Origin of the sequence: Novosphingobium sp. CCH12-A3 (assembly GCF_001556015.1) — a bacterium.
Taxonomy (GTDB): Bacteria; Pseudomonadota; Alphaproteobacteria; order Sphingomonadales; family Sphingomonadaceae; genus Novosphingobium; species Novosphingobium subterraneum.
Window position 1 is genome coordinate 20,390 of the sequence record NZ_LSIA01000223.1, and the last position, 15,568, is coordinate 35,957.

Genomic DNA, 15,568 nt, shown 5'->3' on the forward strand with positions numbered 1-15,568 from the left:
ACTGAGTTCATGTTGGGTGGGTTCGGACGCTGGCTGTGCTTGGTGCTGGTGCTCTTCGTCGGTCTGAGGTCGGCTGAAGGGCATGCCGATCCCGTTCGCCCTCGCTCGGTCTGCCACGCCGATGCCGGCATTGGTGAAACCTGGCAGGCAGTCGCATCGGCGCCGTCCCGCTGGCGCTGCGACGACAGTGGCTGGTCCCTGGCCGAAGAGGTTCTGATCCGCTTCGATCTCGGCAAGGAAGAAAACCGGGTTCTTCCGCAGAGCCTCGTCACGCATACTGGCAACTTCGAGCGGGTGGATGTGGGCGTTGTCGGGCAGCGCGGAGATATCCGCTGGTCCTCGTTCTGGCCTGAAGACGTCCATCACCTCGCTGCGGGGCCTTACATGGTGATTCCCGTGACCGGCGTGACCGCGGATGCGCAAGCCGTGGCGGTCAGGGTCGTGAAGCCCTGGGGCAAGACCATCATGAGCGAAATGCGGCTTGATCCCTTTCCCGAAGGGACCGGCTGGCCCTTGCCCCGGATCGTCGTGATGGCGGCGATCTGCGGGATGCTGCTTGTGCCCCTGCTGATCAACACCGCGTTCTATTCCGTTCTGCCGGAACGCTACGTGATCTGGCATCTGGTCATGGTCGCAGCCATGCTGGTGCAGGCCGCCTTCGCCACGGGTTTCCTGCATATCTTCCTTGATGTCGGCGCGCTGTGGGAATGGCAGGTTTCGAACATCGCCTTTTCTGCCATGGCGGGAGCCGCGCTGCTGTTCGCCGCCAGCTTCATCGAAGCCGACAAGCTCGCGCCGCGCCTGCGGTTGCTGGGGCGGCGATTGGCGCCTGCGATCGGCATCGTCGGTCTCGTCGCCTGCATGCCCGTCGATTGGATGAGGCCATATTCATCGCCTGCGATGCACCTTTCGATCGGCTTGGCGATTGTCGTGCTGGCGGCCATGCTATGGGATGGACACCGCCGCGGCAGCCAATCGGTCCGTCTGCAGATCATTGCCTGGACGCCCATTCTCCTGATCGGGTCCTGGCGCATCTCGGCCTATCTTCTGCCAGGACTCCATCCCACCGAGGCCATCGAGCTATACCAGCTTGCCCTGGCCTTCGAGGTGCTGGTCACGGGCCTCGGAATCGTAAATCGTTTCGTCGAGGTCCGGCAGGAACGGGACCGTGCGACCGCCCGCGCCCTCGAACTCGAAGGCGTTGCCGACCGTGATCCCCTGACCGGGCTCAGGAATCGCCGCACGATCGAGGAGCGCTTCACCCAGCTGTTTGCCGGGGGGTTCCGCACGATGGCCGTCATCGATCTCGATCATTTCAAGAACGTCAACGATACGCACGGTCATGCGATGGGCGACGTGGTGCTGCGTTCGGCAGCCGGTGCCTTGCTCGACGACCGCGACACCAAGGCGATCCGGATGGGCGGCGAGGAGTTCCTGCTGCTTCTGCGCGGTCAGGATGCTGCGGCCCGCGCCGAGCGTTGTCGCCGCGCCATAGCTGTCCGCGTCTCCGCCGAGGTGCCCGGCCTCGACTGCCTGGTGACGGCCAGCATGGGCTTGGTAGAGCACGACACCGGCGGAAATCTGCAGATAGACTTCGCCGCGCTCTATGCTCGCTGCGATCAGCTGCTGTACGAAGCGAAGCGGCTCGGCCGCAATCGCACCATGCGGGAAAAGGTCACCAGTTTCGACGCTGCAAGCCGCGCGGTGGCCTGAAGAAAGCCGACAAAACCGGTTTCGCTCCGTGAAATGCAAATTGCCGGTTTGCAGCTTCGCTAATTCACTTGAGCACGCGGCATCGATTTGCGCTATGGGCCTGCGAAATCGAAGACTGCGAAGGACTCCCGCCGTGCAAGACACCCTGCTCCGCCAGCGCGAAACAACTGCCTCGGTGGCTTCCGTTCGCACCGACTGGACGCGCGAGGAGATCGCCGCGCTGTTCGATCTACCTTTCACCGAGCTGGTGTTCCGCGCCGCAGAGGTTCATCGCCAGCACCACCGGGCGGGCGAAGTGCAGCTGTGCACGCTGCTCTCGATCAAGACCGGCGGCTGCCCCGAGGATTGCGGCTACTGCTCGCAGTCGGTCAAGGCCGACAGCGGCGTCGAGGCGACCAAGCTGATGGAAGTGCAGAAGGTGCTGCAGTCCGCCGCGCAGGCCAAGGACAATGGCTCCAAGCGCTTCTGCATGGGTGCGGCATGGCGCAACCCCAAGGACCGCGACATGCCTGCCATCATCGCCATGATCAAGGGCGTGCGCGAGATGGGCATGGAAACCTGCATGACGCTCGGCATGCTGACGCCCGGCCAGGCCGCGCAACTCGCCGAGGCAGGTCTCGACTACTACAACCACAACATCGACACCTCGCCTGAACGCTACGAGGAAGTCATCACCACCCGCACTTTCGCCGATCGCCTGCAGACGCTGGACAACGTGCGCAATGCCGGGATCAACGTCTGCTCGGGCGGCATCGTCGGCATGGGCGAGACGCGCGCCGACCGCGTCGGCTTCGTCCACGCTCTCGCCACGCTCGAACAGCACCCGGAAAGCGTGCCGGTCAACGCGCTGGTGCCGATAAAGGGCACGGTGCTGGGCGACATGCTGGCCGATACGCCGCTCGCCAAGATTGATGACATCGAGTTCGTCCGCACCGTTGCCGTCGCGCGCATCACCATGCCGCTGTCGATGGTGCGCCTGTCGGCCGGCCGCGAATCCATGTCCGAAGCCACGCAGGCGCTGTGTTTCATGGCCGGTGCCAATTCGATCTTCACCGGTGACAAACTGCTCACCGCCGCCAACGCCGGTGATGATGCCGATGCTGCCATGTTCGCCCGGCTTGGCCTAAAGCCGATGGAAGGCGAGGAACCCCTCCGTGAATTAAAAGGGCGGGCGATGAAGGCGGTCGGAGGCTGCTCGGGAGGCTGCGCGGCCTGATGGCAGACAGCACCACTCGCACCGGTTCACTGTGGTCGGCACATGTCGCCGATCTTGCAGGGCTGGGGGAAAAGGCCCGCCTGCGCAGCCTTGCTCCCCGGCGCGGGATCGACTTTGCCTCGAACGACTACCTTGCGATGTCTTCGTCGCCCCGGCTCGCGGCGGCGGTGCAGGAAGCCATCGCGCGCGGGGTTCCGTTGGGTTCCGGGGGATCGCGCCTGTTGCGTGGTAATGACCCCGAGCATGAACTGCTGGAGGGAGAAGCAGCCCGCTTTTTCGGCAGCGAATCCGCTTTGTTTTTCTCGGCTGGCTACGCCGCCAATGTCGCGCTGTTGTCCACCCTGCCACAGCGCGGAGACCTGATCGTCCATGACGAACTGGTCCACGCTTCGATGCACGAAGGTCTGCGCCTGACCCGTGCCACGGCGGTCAGTGCTGCACACAACGATCCGCAGAGCTTCGATGACGCCGCCCGCGAATGGCGTGCCAAGGGCAATTCTGGCCGCATCTGGCTTGCCTTCGAGACGCTCTATTCGATGGACGGGGACATGGCCGACGTGGCCGCGATGGCCCAGGTGGCAGAACGGCACGATGCGATCATGCTGATCGACGAGGCCCATGCCACCGGCGTGTTCGGTCCGGATGGGCGCGGCATCGCCGCAACGCTCGATGGCCGGCCGGACACCGTGGTGTTGCGAACCTGCGGCAAGGCGATGGGCTGCGAAGGCGCGCTTGTCCTGGGCCCCAAGGTCGTGCGTGATTTCCTGGTCAACCGCGGGCGTCCCTTCATCTTCTCGACCGCGCCTTCACCGCTGGTTTGCGCTGCCGTGCGCGAGGCGGTCCGGATCATGGCGGACGAACCGCAACGCCGCGAAGCCCTGCGCGCCCTTGTCGCCCATGCCGAGCGCGTGCTTGCTCCGCACGGTGCGCTGCCTTCGGGATCGCAGATCCTGCCGCTGATCCTGCACGAGGATGCACGGACCATGGCGGTCGCCGCTTCGCTTCAGGCCAAGGGGTTTGACGTGCGCGGCATCCGTCCGCCCACTGTTCCGCAAGGCACCAGCCGCTTGCGCATCTCGCTGACCCTGAATGCCACTTCCGAAGATGTCGACGCTCTGGGGATGGCTCTTTCAGAGGCACTGCGATGAGCGCCTTTGTCGTGACCGGCACCGATACCGGCATCGGCAAGACGATCTTCTCCGCAGCGCTTACCGGAGCGTTGCACGCGCACTACTGGAAGCCGGTGCAGGCCGGGCTCGATGATGGCGCGGACCGTGACCACGTTGCCAGTCTTTCGGGCGTGCCTGCAGATCAGGTTCTCCCGGAAGCCTACCGTTTGAACACGCCATGTTCACCCCATCGGGCCGCAGAGCTGGACGGGGTCGTCATCGATCTGGCGCAACTGGCGCTGCCCGCAGTGCGGCCGCTGGTCGTCGAAGGGGCAGGGGGCGCGCTGGTGCTTGTCACGCGCAGCACCACCTATGCCGATGTTTTTGCCTGGTGGAACCTTCCGGTCGTCGTCGTGGCGCGGACGGCGCTGGGCACAATCAACCACTCGCTCCTGACCTTCGAGGCGCTGCGTTCGCGCGGTGTCCCGATCCACGGCGTTGCGTTCGTCGGCGAGGGTAACGAGGACAGCGAGGCGACGATCTGCGCAATGGGCAACGTGAAGCGCCTTGGCCGCCTGCCGATGCTCGCCAGGCTCGATCGCGAGAGCCTCGCCGCCGCGTTCGCCGAAAATTTCCGGGTGGGCGACTTCGTCTAGAGCACTTTCCGACCAATCTGGCTCACCGTGACGGAGCCGATTTTGGCCGGTCGCGAGAATCGAGGAGGGAGCCATGCCATCGCATAGTGACCGACGAGAGACGCAGCGATCGGGCCAAAAGGGGCCCGCCCCGGAGGGGTTGCCGCAGGGAGCCCCTCGGACAGCGTCGCCTTGTTTGGACGGGCCACCAGCCCGCCCTGCACAAGGCTCCTTGCCGAGAAGCGCCCTGCGACAATCACGGTAAGCCCGATTGGTCGGAAAGTGCTCTAGATCACCAGATACAGCGCGTTTGCCGCTGCGGTGAGGACCAGGACGCCGATCGCGAAGGCTTCGGCCGGGATGCCGCGCGTTGGCCGGATACGGGTGGGGCTCAGTTGAATCGTCATTGGTAGAGTCCTTGCTCGTGGGAACACGAACCCGAGCGAGGTCGCCTTGGGCCTTTTCGAATCGCGGCAGAATTGCGCGACAAGAACTCTACTAGTGCACTTGAGATTAATGTCAACTGAATAAGTGGAGTTTATTCCTCAAAGATCGCCACGGCGCGGACCCAGCCTGCCGAAGCGCCCCTGATCTTGTGGGGGAAGCAGCTGACCATGAAGCCGTCGGGCGGCAGCACCTCAAGATTGTGCAGCTTCTCGAGGTGGCAGTAGCCGATGTCTCGCCCGGCCTTGTGGCCTTCCCAGATCAGCGAGGTATCGCCGGTTTCCTTGACCTTCTCGGCCGTGTGGACAAAGGGCGCGTCCCAGCTCCAGGCGTCGGTGCCGGTCACGCGCACGCCGCGCGAGGTCAGGTACATCGTCGCTTCGTAGCCCATGCCGCAGCCGATGCTGACGTAGTTGGGATCGCCCACGGCCTTGCCGGCTGCGGTGTTGACCATCACGATCTCAAGCGGCTTGAGCTCGTGCCCGATGCGCTTGAGCTCGTCTTCCACGTCCTGCGCGGTCACGACGTAGCCATCGGGAAAGTGACGGAAGTCGAGCTTCACACCCGGCTGGAAGCACCATTCCAGTGGAACTTCATCGATGGTCATCGAGGGCACGGGGTTGCCGTCCTTGCCGTCCATCGTCGGGTGGAAGTGCCACGGCGCATCGAGGTGCGTGCCGTTGTGCGTGGTCAGCGTCACGTTCTCGACCGCTGCGAAGCCCGCGCCGTCCGGCGTCTGCTCCGGCGTCACGCCGGGAAAGAAGAAGCCCAGTTCGGGCATCGTCTCGCCATGCTTCTGATACTCGATCTTGGGGCGCAGGAACGGCGGATCGGTGATGACATCATTCTCGAGATAGATCGAGAGATCGACGAAACGGCGGCTCATGGCAATTTCTCCCTTGCGCTTGCTCAGCGCCTTGTCAGTTCGGTCCGGAGGCCCGCAGGGGTGACCACAAGGGCCAGTGCCGCGCCGAACGCGAGTTTTGCAAGCAGGGCAGGCAGCCATCCGAGCTGCGTTGTCCCCGCCAAGATCAGCACGGCGGCTGCGCCTGCCACGCCCGATGCGGCACCAGCCAAGCCGCACAGGATTGCGCGTGGCAGGACCGCTGCGGGCAGGCGCGATTCACTGTCCAGAGTCCGCACCTTGCCCGCCGCCCGGGCCTTGCGTGCCAGCAAGCCTGGCACCAGCGTGGCCATCAGGCCGATCATGAACCCCTGAGGGGCAAAGTCGAAGACATAGCCGCCCACGCTCCACACCGGTACGTCCCTACCTGTGCCGAACACCGCAATGAAGAACGTCGCGCTCAAGGCGACATTGATGGCGATGCTGACCGCAGTCTCGCGGCGGATGTAGGCGGCAGGCTCCATTCAGGCAGTCGTACCACCCAGCGTCTCGGCGAACCAGTCGGCGATCAGGTCGCGCCCGTAGGACATGTTGTCCGCGCCGACGTGTTCGACACCGCCTTCGCGGGCAGTGAAGATCACCTTCTCGCGGCGGGGCGAATTGACGAGCTGGTCATAAAGATCGTCCGCGTACGACACGCTGATCTGGCGATCCTGCGCGCCGTGGGTCACCAGGAAAGGCACCTTGATGGATCCCATGTGCCCGTTCAGGTTCATGTCCGTCGACTTCTCGAGGAACTCTTCCATCGTCCCTGCGCCGAACGCCCACATCACGTGCGCCCAGTAGTGCGGGACCGGGTTTTCACCCTCGCGCTTCATGCGCTTGTCCTGCACTTCGCGCCAATTGTGGTTGGCACCCCATACCGCGCCCGAAGCAAAGCGCGGCTCGTAGGCGACTGCGCGCGGCGCAAAGTGGCCACCGAGCGAGATCCCGGTCATGCCGATCCGCTTGGGATCGACGTCTGCCTGGCTCTCCAGCCAGTCCACCGCCTTGCTCGCCCAGTTCTCCGAATGCGGATCGACCGGGAGGCCCTGCAGGCGCAGCGCCTCGCCCGTTCCCGGCTGGTCGACGCACAGCGTGGAGACGCCCCGGCGGGCCAGGGCTTCGGGGAGGCGGCTCCAGTAGAGCAGCTCCTTGCAGCTATCGAGGCCGTTGCAATATACCACCACCGGATGCGGCCCCGGCCCTTCGGCGCGGGTGTAGAGTGCGGGCATCGTTCCCTTTGCGAGCGGAATTTCGACGCGCTCGCGATTGATCTTGCCCAGCGCTGTCGATTTCGCAAAGGCGTCCAGCGCCTTGGCGTAAGTTTCCTTGCGGCCCGGCGCGCCGTGGCCCTGCATGCGTTCGGCCACCAGCAGGTAGAGCGACGCGCGCTCCAGCTTGTTGGATGCCGAAAACGCGCGGCCCTTGGCTTCGTCCTCTGCAGCAAGTTCGATCAGCTTGTCGCCATAGGCGGCCCACTGCTTCATGAACTGCGGCGTGCCGGCATCGCCGCCATTGGCCGCGGCATCGATGATCGGCTGGCACATGTCGACGATTTCGCCGATCTGGCCGCCGCTCTCCATCGCGATCGAGACGGAGAGGTTCCAGATGTAGTTCGGGAACGGTTCGTAAAGTGCCATCGATCAAGCCTCGCCGACGAGTTCGGGGGTCTTGAACAGGCCCGGGTTGACGTGCGGATGCGGCATCGTCTGCGGACCGCCGACGCCGATGCCCCACTGGTCCATGACCATCGGTGCGGGCACGTGAACCTTGTGCTGGTGCGCTTCGAAGTCCACCTCTTCAAGATCCGATGTGTACTCCGTGACGAAGCCACCCGGGGTCACGAAATAGCTGAAGGTGTTGTTGCCGGCAGTGTGGCGGCCCGGACCCCAGCTGATGTCGATGCCCTTGATCTTCAGGCGATGCGCGCCGCGCATCATATCGTCGACCGAGAGCATGTCGTAGGCGACGTGGTTGAGGCAGGCAGGCCCCGGCAGGATGGCGATGCGGTGGTGCGCCGAATTGCAGCGCAGGAAGCACATGAAATCGCCGAGCCAATCCGAGACCTTGAAGCCGAGCACGTCGCAGAAGAACTTCACCGCTTCCTGATGGTTCGGCGAATGCAGCACGATGTGGCTGATCTTGACCGGCACGCCTTCCCAGCGCGCCAGATCACGCTTGGCGCCACGGGCAACGTCGCTGGAAACTTCGAACATCAGGCCATCGGGCGAGAAGAAGCGGAAGCCGTAGCCGCCGCCGGGCGAGGTCAGGTCGGCAGGCTCGCTGACGATCTGGCATCCGGCATCGGCAACCTTCGTGCGCAGTGCGTCGACGTCGGCACGGCTGTCAGCCGCAAGGGCAATCACGTCGACGCGGTTCTCGTCCGCGCGGCGCAGCTGCACCACGTGGTGCTCGTCATGCCCCTGCGCCTTGAACCAGGCATGGTTCGGGTCCTCGCCCACCGGCTCGAGGCCCCAGACCTCGGTGTAATAGGTCTTCTCGGCGTCGAATTCCTTCACGCCATACCCGACATAGCGGATTTCGGTAACGCGGCTCATTGGGATCTTCCTTGGATTCGTCTGGATCAGATCGGTTGTGCGACGACTGCGAACATCTCCGCAGTTGCCTTGTGATTGTCGACCGCGGGCCCCACGCCCAGCTGGCCGTGGCAAATGGCCAGGCTGCTCTCGACGATGTAGCGGCAGCGCTCGAAGCGGCGGTCGCGATAGGCCTTGAGCGCCGCTTTGACGGTGTCGTGGCGCTCAAGCTCTTCGGCGATGACGATGGCGTCCTCGATGGCCATGCCTGCACCCTGGCCGAGATGCGGCGTGGTGGCGTGGACGGCATCCCCCAGCAGGCCGACGCGGCCCTTGCTCCAGTCGCCACGCACCAGCATGCCTTCGAGCGGGCGGTAGACCACGCCTTCATCGTCGGTGATCTGCTCGCCCAGCTCGCGGATCGCGGGCGAGCAGTTGGCCAGCTTGGCGCGCATCGCGGCGGCAATGCCTTCCTTCGGATACCACGGATTGCCCGGCTCGGGCGTGGTGACATACATGTACATCACGTCCGCGCTCATCGGCACGAGGCCCACGCCGGTCGGGCCATTGTAGACCTGCAAGGCATCGAGTCCCTCGGGGCGCGGGAAGTTGTAACGCCACACCGCCTGGCCGGTGAATACCGGCTTCTCTGCCTCGGGCAGGATGGCGGCGCGTGTCTGTGAATAGACGCCATCGGCGCCGATCACGGCGTCGTAGATGCCAGACGAGCCGTCCGAGAAGGTCACGGCCACCTTCTCGCCATCATCGACAATCTCATCGGCCGTGATGCCGAGGCGAATCTCGGTGCCCAGTTCCTTTGCGCTGTCGCCAAGCACCTTCTGCAAGGCGCGGCGGCCGATGCCGACGTTGGCGGGGCGACCTTCGACCAGGCGGGGGCTCGGCACGCGGGCGACCTTGGTGCCATCGGGCAGGAAGATCTCGACCGCATCGAAACCGCAGGCCGCATCCATGAACCTGTCGAGCACGCCGAGCTGGTCCATCGCCCTGAGGACGTTCGACTGCTGGATGATGCCTACGCCATAGACCGACCAGTTCGGGTCCTTTTCCAAGGCTGTTACGGTGTGCCCTTTGCGAGCTAGCGCGATGGCCGCCGAAAGTCCGCCGATGCCGGCGCCGATGATTAGAATATCCAGATTTTCCATGGCCTCTGACCGGATCCGTCAGTTCGGAATGCCGGCCCCTCTCGTCTGCTTGATTGGGATTGCGCAGGATTTAGAATGCGCGGACCAATACACCAAGCAAGTAATTTTTATGCCATGGCATCTCTGAAATTGATGGTTTGGCATCAAGTCCATTAGCTTGACTTGCGCAAAAGGCGCGTGGATACCGTTTGAGAATAACGGTTCTAGAATGTGGCGACAATCGGCCACAGGGAGATCAGATGACCAGTTCCGCCAGGCGCCAACCGGGCATTCCCCAAGGCCTCACCATAGTCCTGACCGGCTTCCTGCCCATCGTCGCGATCGTGTCGATGTTCCCGGCGGTGCCCGCGATGATCGCGCATTTCGCGAGCGATCCCACAGCGCCGACCAAGGTGCCGGCCATGGTCTCGGCACCCGGTCTGACCGTCGCGATCCTTGCCCTGTTCGCGGGCCTGCTCGTCGACAAGTTCGGTCGCCGCCGCCTGCTGCTGTGGTCCACGGGACTCTATGGTTTCGTCGGCATGGCACCGATGCTGCTCGACAATCTCGACCACATCTACGCATCGCGCTTGCTGCTGGGTGTCGCAGAAGCGGCGATCCTCACCACGGTAAACACTCTGATCGGAGATTACTGGGACGAAAAGGGGCGCTATCGCTGGCTTTCGATGCAGGGTATCGTCGGCCCGTTCTTCGGCAGCGCCGTCATCTTCACGTCGGGCTATCTCGCTTCGATGAGCTGGAACGCGGTCTTTGCGATCTATGGAGTCGGCTTCCTTTGCTTCTTCGCGATGCTCGCTTTCATTTATGAGCCTGAAAACGACGACACCGCCCGCAAGATGCTGGGCATCGGTGCCGAAGCAAGCACTCCGTTCCCGTGGAAGGGTGTGCTCCTGTTCGGTCTCGTTACCCTGTTCGGCGGCGCACTCTATTATGTCTTCATCATCAATGGCGGCATCGTCTGGCAGGAGCTTGGCGTATCCGATCCCAAGGAAATCGGCCGCCTGACCACGATCCCGAGCATGTTCGTGATCGTCGGCGCGCTGATCTTCTGGACCACCGGGCGCCTCGGTGCGCGCACCCAGTTGACCATTTTCCTCCTGCTGCTCGGCTCAGGACTTGCCGTGATCGGTTCTGCGAGCGACTGGAAGGGCATGGTTGCCGGCATGGCCCTGCAGCAGACCGGCGCTGGCATGGCGGTGCCGACGCTGATCGCTTGGGCGCAAGGCTACCTGCCCTTCGAACACCGCGGGCGCGGCATGGGTGTGTGGACCTCTGCGTTCTTCCTCGGCCAGTTTATTTCGCCCTTGCTGGTCAGCGTTGCCCGCACGTCCAGCGGCTCGATGCAGGGCGCGTTCCTGATCGCGGGTGGCCTTGGCATCGTGATTGCGGTGGTGACGTGGTTCATCGTTACCCCGCGCCAGGCCGAACCGGCGCTGGCCTGATGCGCCGCGTCCTCCTGGCCATCGCGACCGTCGCCCTGCTGGGCAATGGCCCGGTAGCGGCGGACAACCGCCGCATTGTCGAGGACTTCGCCCGGATGTTCTATGTCGAGCGCGACGTGCGCCAGGCCTTCGAGACCTACGTCGCGCCCGACTACATCCAGCATAACCCGGGCGTGCCGGATGGGCGCGAGGCTGCGATCGCGCTGCTGCAGCCGATGTTTTCCGACCGCAACCGCAGCTTCGAGGTCCGCAAGATCCTCGTCGACGGGGACCTTGCCGCGATCCACATCTTCGCAAGGCCCGATCCTGCGGCGCGCGGTGCCGCCGTGGCCGATTTCTACCGCCTCAAGGACGGCAAGATCGTCGAGCACTGGGACGTGATCCAGCCGATCCCGGAAAAGTCGGCCAACGCGCACCCGATGTTCTGAGGGCAATGTTCTGAGTGCGCGCTGGCCGTGGCCGGCTATTGCGCGGCCACAGGCTCCCCTGCTTCGGCGCGGCGCAGTTGCATCATCCGCCGTCGTACCCTGATCGCGCCTGCATCCGATGGCAGGATCACCGGGCGCAGATCCCAGAAGTCCGCATCGCCCATCGCTTCCTGCTGCGCGTGCAGCGTCGGATGGTCTTCCTCAAGAAAGGCCTTCTCGAGCAGAGCATGCGCTTCGGGGGTCGGCTCGTGCGTATAGAAGTAGTGCGTCGACGTTGCCGTCTCGGGCGTCAGGATATGCGGATCGCCCATCAGCGGCACGACCATGTCCTTGCGGTCCGTGCCTGCCCGGGCAAGGCCAATGTACAGGGCCAGGTTCGACGGCGCATTCCAGCGCATGTGCAGCCACTGGTCGGTCTTCGCGCCCTCCGGAAGCATGGGCACAGCCCAGGCCGGCGGATCGGAGTCGGGCATCGTCCAGTTGTTCCAGATGGCCCCATCGTCTTCCTGAATCACCTCGTGCTCGCCGCAGGCCAGCAGGGCACCGTTCGTGCCGAAGCTTTCGCGGTGGATGAATTCGGCGTGGCTCAGATCCATCAGGTTGTCGGTCACCAATTCGTAGCTCGCGTCCATCTTGATCGTGCCGCGATGCAGTGGCCTGTCGTGGTCGATGAAGCTGTAGTCGGGGATCAGCGCGGGGTCTGCCTTGTCGGCATCGCCCGGCCAGAACCACACCCCGGTGTATTTCTCCACCACCGGCAGCACCTCGACCTTGGCAATGTCGAGCGGTTGGCCGCTGAACGGGTTGTGCGCGCAGTTGCCTGCACCGTCGAAGGCGAGGCCATGATAGCCGCAGCGCATCATGTCGCCATCGCGCCCGCCGCGGCTCAGGGGCACGAAGCGGTGGGGGCAGCGATCCGCCATCATCACCATCTCGCCATCCGACTTGCGCCAGATCACCCATGGCCTGTCGAGCAGGCGGCGGGCGAGAAAGCCGCCCTCGGGCACTTCGTGCGACCAACAGGCCATATACCAGCCATTGCGAATGAAGGCGCTCACGGTCATTCTCCCCAGATGTCGAATCAAATACACCAGTTGGTTTCTTTATATCACGGACAGTCGCGATGAGAAGCCCGGTCAGTCGCAATCCGGAAGTGGTGCGCGCCCGCATCCTCGATGCCGCGCAGGCCGAGTTCATGGCTGAGGGCTTTGCCGGCGCCAGCACGAACCGCATCCTCGAGCGCTTCGGCGGTTCCAAGCCCACCATGTTCCGTCATTTCGAAACCAAGCGCGCGCTGTTCGAAGGGGTCGTCGCGCGGATTGCCGAACGCTGGCGCGATGTGGTGGACATGGCGGACGTCAGTGATGCCGAACCGCAGGGGTGGCTGGAGTGCTTCGCCCTGCGTGCGCTGACGTGGATTCTCACCGACGAAAGCATCTTCGTGGGTCGCATGGCCATTGCCGAGGGCCATCTGTTTCCCGAAGTGGGCGCAACCTACCGCCAGCACGCGGTCACGCCGCTCAACGATCTGCTCGCCGCGCAACTCGCCGCCTGGACCGAGCGTGGCCTGCTGGCCTGTGACGATCCGGAACGCGCCGCGCTCGCCTTCTTCGACCTTACCCTTGCCGGCATGGTCAGCCGCAAGCTCTACCGTGTCGAGGCCAGCTTCGATGACGCATCGCTCGCCGACCACGCGAGCACCTGCGTCCGCATCTTCCTCCATGGCCTGCGCAAGCCCGCCTGAACTGCCGCCCGTTCACTGCGGCCGTTTCACTTCGCACAGTTGCCGACAATCCTCACGATTGTTAGCCTTGCAAACGGAAGAGGAACGACACATGACTGGCACGACACGCGAATTTCAGGGAAAGACCGCCTTCATCACCGGCGGCGTCAACGGCATCGGCTTCGGCATCGCCCGCGCCTTCGCCATGGCCGGGATGGACCTCGTCCTCACCTACCGCAAGGAGCAGGACCGCGAGGATGCGGCCCGCTGGCTCGCCGATAACAACCTCCCGGCGGCGCGCTACGTCCGGCTCGACGTCACCGACCGCGACCGTTTTGCCGCGATCGCTGCCGAGGTGGGCAAGGTCCACGTCCTCGTCAACAATGCGGGCGTCAGCGTGTTCGGCCCGACCGACGAGGCGACCTATGCCGATTACGACTGGATCATGGGCGTCAACTTCGGCGGGGTGGTCAACGGTCTCGTGTCCTTCCTGCCGGGCATGAAGGCCCATGGCGAGGGCGGGCACGTGGTCAATGTGGCCTCGATGGCGGCCTATCTCTCCGGCCCCCAGGCAGGCATCTACACTGCCAGCAAGTTTGCGGTGCGCGGGCTTACCGAATCCTTGCGCTACAACCTCGCGCCGCATGGCATCGGCGTTTCGCTGATGTGCCCCGGCCTGACCCGCACCAACGCCTGGACCAGTGCGCTGAAGCGGCCCGAAGGCTTTGCCGACTCCGGCTTTGCACCGGCCGACCCGGCCGAGCTCGAACAGTTCGGCACTGCCTTCGAACTCGGCATGGACCCGCTTGAGGTCGGGCAGAAGACCCTGCAGGGCATGATCGAGAACCGCGGCCTGATCCTCACCCACGGCGAATTCGCCGAGGACTTCGAGGAGATCTACCGCACCTCGCTCGAAGCCCTGCCCAAGGAGCCTGTCCCCGAAGGCCGGCTCCATATCGAGCGCCTGCGCCGGGCCGCCAACAAGGCAGCGGCCGAAGGGCAGGCCATCGGCCTTGCAGACCTTACCTGATCACAGAAAAGCGGGGCACGGGCCGCTGTGGCCTGTGCCCCGCCAAGGGTCATGCGTCTCATCCTGCCTGCCGAACGCAGTTCGCAGGAAGAGGTTTCCGCCTGAAGCGAAAATAGGTTGCCCGAAGGCAAGGATCACACTGTTCGGAGAGTGATGGTGCGGTCGAGAAGACTCGAACTTCCACGGGCTTTCGCCCACAACGACCTCAACGTTGCGCGTCTACCAATTCCGCCACGACCGCAAAATCATACGGGGTGTCCGATCCGTGATCGGCGCCCCGTGGTGGGGTAGGAGCGCGCCCCTAGCAAAGGAGTTTGGCCTGCGCAACAAGCTTCGCGCAATTTTTCGCGCGCGCCTCGAAACAGCTGCGGGTCAGTCAGGCTTCCAGCCGATTTCCGCGACCTTTGCCGACTTCGGCACGTCGGTGACCGCAGCGTTGATGGTCACGCTTTCGCCTGGCGCAAGTTCGGCCTGCGGTGGCGGCACCGGCCAGGTCTTCACCACCTTGTCGTTCGAATCGCGCAGCACGATCAGGATTTCCGGCAGGGCGCGCACTTCCTTGCCGGTATTGGTGACAGTTCCGCTCAGGCCGAAGTATTCGGTGCCGTTGGGCAGCTGGCGGCGATCCTGCTTTTCCGGCGGGAAAGAGCGCACGAGATCGGCAGGGCCAGCGCCGAATGTCTGGTTCACGCCCGGGATCCACTGCGGCACGCCAAAATACCATGCCGCCCCGCCCAGTGCCGCGATCGTGACCGCGAACGCCACGGCAGCCATCGTCCACAGCTTGGTGGGATTGCGCCGCGGACGGAACGGGGGCTGGTGCTCGAAGGGTGATTGATCGACCGCTTCCTCCACCGGGGCGAACTTGCGCCGCGCCGGGTGGGGCAGTGGCGGAGGCGGTTCAGGCTGGGCCGCAGCCGCGTTCGCCGGCGCCGCATCGGGTGTGGGCGGTGCGCTTGCTTGGGGGGCCGCCTCAGGGGCGGCTGCAACAGGTGCGGCCTCCACCGGCGCGGGTTCGAGCGACGCTTCCCCACGCGCGGGCAGCTCAGGCCCGTTCTGAAACCACGAATGGCGGCACCGTGCGCAACGCACGGTCCTGCCGTCCACGCCGATCGCGGTGTCGGGAACGACATAGCGCGTCGAGCAGGCTGGGCACGCAATGATCATTCGTCGGGTTAAGCATGGCCGTGCCGTGGGAAACAATAGCCACACCACCCAAGAAACGCATCCCCGGCCTTTTTT

General features: G+C 64.4%; 15 protein-coding genes and 1 tRNA gene. 8 read left to right on the top strand and 8 right to left on the bottom strand.

The features are described from left to right. Nucleotides 1–9: 9 nt before the first annotated feature. The 4 genes from AX703_RS17580 (at nucleotide 10) to bioD (ending at nucleotide 4,694) form a co-directional block, all read left to right on the top strand. Nucleotides 10–1,713, top strand: coding sequence for a diguanylate cyclase (locus tag AX703_RS17580; protein WP_039333623.1), 1,704 nt, complete (start codon nucleotides 10–12; stop codon nucleotides 1,711–1,713). A 175-nt stretch (nucleotides 1,714–1,888) separates the two neighbouring features. Continuing rightward, complete coding sequence (gene bioB / locus AX703_RS17585; RefSeq protein WP_231735600.1) at nucleotides 1,889–2,929, top strand: biotin synthase BioB; 1,041 nt, start codon at nucleotides 1,889–1,891, stop codon at nucleotides 2,927–2,929. Further along, nucleotides 2,929–4,077, top strand: a complete 1,149-nt coding sequence (locus tag AX703_RS17590) for an 8-amino-7-oxononanoate synthase (protein WP_062345938.1) — start codon at nucleotides 2,929–2,931, stop codon at nucleotides 4,075–4,077. The genes bioB and AX703_RS17590 overlap by 1 nt, the downstream gene beginning before the upstream one ends. Continuing rightward, on the top strand, nucleotides 4,074–4,694 hold the full coding sequence (gene bioD / locus AX703_RS17595; protein WP_062345940.1) for a dethiobiotin synthase: 621 nt from the start codon (nucleotides 4,074–4,076) through the stop codon (nucleotides 4,692–4,694). Before AX703_RS17590 ends, bioD begins: the two co-directional genes overlap by 4 nt. A 517-nt stretch (nucleotides 4,695–5,211) precedes the next feature. Here bioD and AX703_RS17600 read toward each other — a convergent pair. Genes AX703_RS17600 through AX703_RS17620 form a run of 5 tightly spaced genes read right to left on the bottom strand, consistent with a single transcriptional unit; the run spans nucleotide 5,212 to nucleotide 9,703 of the window. Further along, a complete protein-coding gene (locus tag AX703_RS17600) occupies nucleotides 5,212–6,003 on the bottom strand; it encodes a cyclase family protein (protein WP_039333629.1) in 792 nt (263 codons plus the stop codon). Between the two features lie 23 nt (nucleotides 6,004–6,026). Then, nucleotides 6,027–6,485: a hypothetical protein gene (locus AX703_RS17605; protein WP_062345942.1), complete on the bottom strand. Its 459-nt coding sequence runs from the start codon at nucleotides 6,483–6,485 to the stop codon at nucleotides 6,027–6,029. Beyond that, on the bottom strand, nucleotides 6,486–7,643 hold the full coding sequence (locus AX703_RS17610; protein WP_062345944.1) for a S9 family peptidase: 1,158 nt from the start codon (nucleotides 7,641–7,643) through the stop codon (nucleotides 6,486–6,488). It lies immediately after the preceding gene. Between the two features lie 3 nt (nucleotides 7,644–7,646). Beyond that, nucleotides 7,647–8,561, bottom strand: a complete 915-nt coding sequence (locus tag AX703_RS17615; protein WP_062345946.1) for a VOC family protein — start codon at nucleotides 8,559–8,561, stop codon at nucleotides 7,647–7,649. A 26-nt stretch (nucleotides 8,562–8,587) separates the two neighbouring features. After that, nucleotides 8,588–9,703 carry an FAD-dependent oxidoreductase gene (locus AX703_RS17620; RefSeq protein WP_062345948.1) on the bottom strand — a complete coding sequence of 372 codons (1,116 nt, stop codon included), beginning with the start codon at nucleotides 9,701–9,703 and terminating at the stop codon, nucleotides 8,588–8,590. Between the two features lie 239 nt (nucleotides 9,704–9,942). Here AX703_RS17620 and AX703_RS17625 point away from each other — a divergent pair, with 239 nt between their 5' ends. Both AX703_RS17625 and AX703_RS17630 read left to right on the top strand, forming a co-directional pair. Continuing rightward, nucleotides 9,943–11,145 (top strand): MFS transporter, encoded by a 1,203-nt coding sequence (locus tag AX703_RS17625; protein WP_039333639.1) that lies wholly within the window; start codon nucleotides 9,943–9,945, stop codon nucleotides 11,143–11,145. After that, nucleotides 11,145–11,573 carry a nuclear transport factor 2 family protein gene (locus AX703_RS17630; protein WP_062345950.1) on the top strand — a complete coding sequence of 143 codons (429 nt, stop codon included), beginning with the start codon at nucleotides 11,145–11,147 and terminating at the stop codon, nucleotides 11,571–11,573. Before AX703_RS17625 ends, AX703_RS17630 begins: the two co-directional genes overlap by 1 nt. Before the next feature lie 35 nt (nucleotides 11,574–11,608). Here the strand turns inward: AX703_RS17630 and AX703_RS17635 are convergent, their stop codons facing one another. Further along, the gene (locus AX703_RS17635) at nucleotides 11,609–12,631 is read right to left on the bottom strand and encodes an aromatic ring-hydroxylating dioxygenase subunit alpha (RefSeq protein ID WP_062345993.1); all 1,023 of its coding nucleotides are present in this window, start codon (nucleotides 12,629–12,631) and stop codon (nucleotides 11,609–11,611) included. A 65-nt stretch (nucleotides 12,632–12,696) separates the two neighbouring features. Between AX703_RS17635 and AX703_RS17640 the strand changes: the two genes are divergently transcribed. Beyond that, entirely contained in the window at nucleotides 12,697–13,317 is a 621-nt protein-coding gene (locus AX703_RS17640; protein ID WP_039333645.1) for a TetR/AcrR family transcriptional regulator, read from the top strand. A 91-nt stretch (nucleotides 13,318–13,408) separates the two neighbouring features. Then, a complete protein-coding gene (locus tag AX703_RS17645) occupies nucleotides 13,409–14,326 on the top strand; it encodes an SDR family oxidoreductase (RefSeq protein WP_062345952.1) in 918 nt (305 codons plus the stop codon). A 154-nt stretch (nucleotides 14,327–14,480) separates the two neighbouring features. On the opposite strand, the gene AX703_RS17650 is transcribed toward AX703_RS17645, so the two are convergent. Together AX703_RS17650 and AX703_RS17655 are read right to left on the bottom strand one after the other, a co-directional pair. After that, nucleotides 14,481–14,567, bottom strand: a tRNA-Leu gene (locus tag AX703_RS17650). 131 nt (nucleotides 14,568–14,698) lie between these two features. Further along, nucleotides 14,699–15,493: an MJ0042-type zinc finger domain-containing protein gene (locus tag AX703_RS17655; protein ID WP_062345954.1), complete on the bottom strand. Its 795-nt coding sequence runs from the start codon at nucleotides 15,491–15,493 to the stop codon at nucleotides 14,699–14,701. Nucleotides 15,494–15,568 lie beyond the last annotated feature (75 nt).

Bases quoted from the DNA above. Each gene is read 5' to 3' on its own strand.
- AX703_RS17655 (WP_062345954.1), bottom strand. From the start codon at position 15,493: ATGATCATTGCGTGCCCAGCCTGCTCGACGCGCTATGTCGTTCCCGAC.
- AX703_RS17580 (WP_039333623.1), top strand. From the start codon at position 10: ATGTTGGGTGGGTTCGGACGCTGGCTGTGCTTGGTGCTGGTGCTCTTC.
- AX703_RS17630 (WP_062345950.1), top strand. From the start codon at position 11,145: ATGCGCCGCGTCCTCCTGGCCATCGCGACCGTCGCCCTGCTGGGCAAT.
- AX703_RS17625 (WP_039333639.1), top strand. From the start codon at position 9,943: ATGACCAGTTCCGCCAGGCGCCAACCGGGCATTCCCCAAGGCCTCACC.
- AX703_RS17645 (WP_062345952.1), top strand. From the start codon at position 13,409: ATGACTGGCACGACACGCGAATTTCAGGGAAAGACCGCCTTCATCACC.
- AX703_RS17610 (WP_062345944.1), bottom strand. From the start codon at position 7,643: ATGGCACTTTACGAACCGTTCCCGAACTACATCTGGAACCTCTCCGTC.
- bioD (WP_062345940.1), top strand. From the start codon at position 4,074: ATGAGCGCCTTTGTCGTGACCGGCACCGATACCGGCATCGGCAAGACG.
- AX703_RS17620 (WP_062345948.1), bottom strand. From the start codon at position 9,703: ATGGAAAATCTGGATATTCTAATCATCGGCGCCGGCATCGGCGGACTT.
- AX703_RS17600 (WP_039333629.1), bottom strand. From the start codon at position 6,003: ATGAGCCGCCGTTTCGTCGATCTCTCGATCTATCTCGAGAATGATGTC.
- AX703_RS17605 (WP_062345942.1), bottom strand. From the start codon at position 6,485: ATGGAGCCTGCCGCCTACATCCGCCGCGAGACTGCGGTCAGCATCGCC.
- AX703_RS17615 (WP_062345946.1), bottom strand. From the start codon at position 8,561: ATGAGCCGCGTTACCGAAATCCGCTATGTCGGGTATGGCGTGAAGGAA.
- AX703_RS17590 (WP_062345938.1), top strand. From the start codon at position 2,929: ATGGCAGACAGCACCACTCGCACCGGTTCACTGTGGTCGGCACATGTC.
- AX703_RS17640 (WP_039333645.1), top strand. From the start codon at position 12,697: ATGAGAAGCCCGGTCAGTCGCAATCCGGAAGTGGTGCGCGCCCGCATC.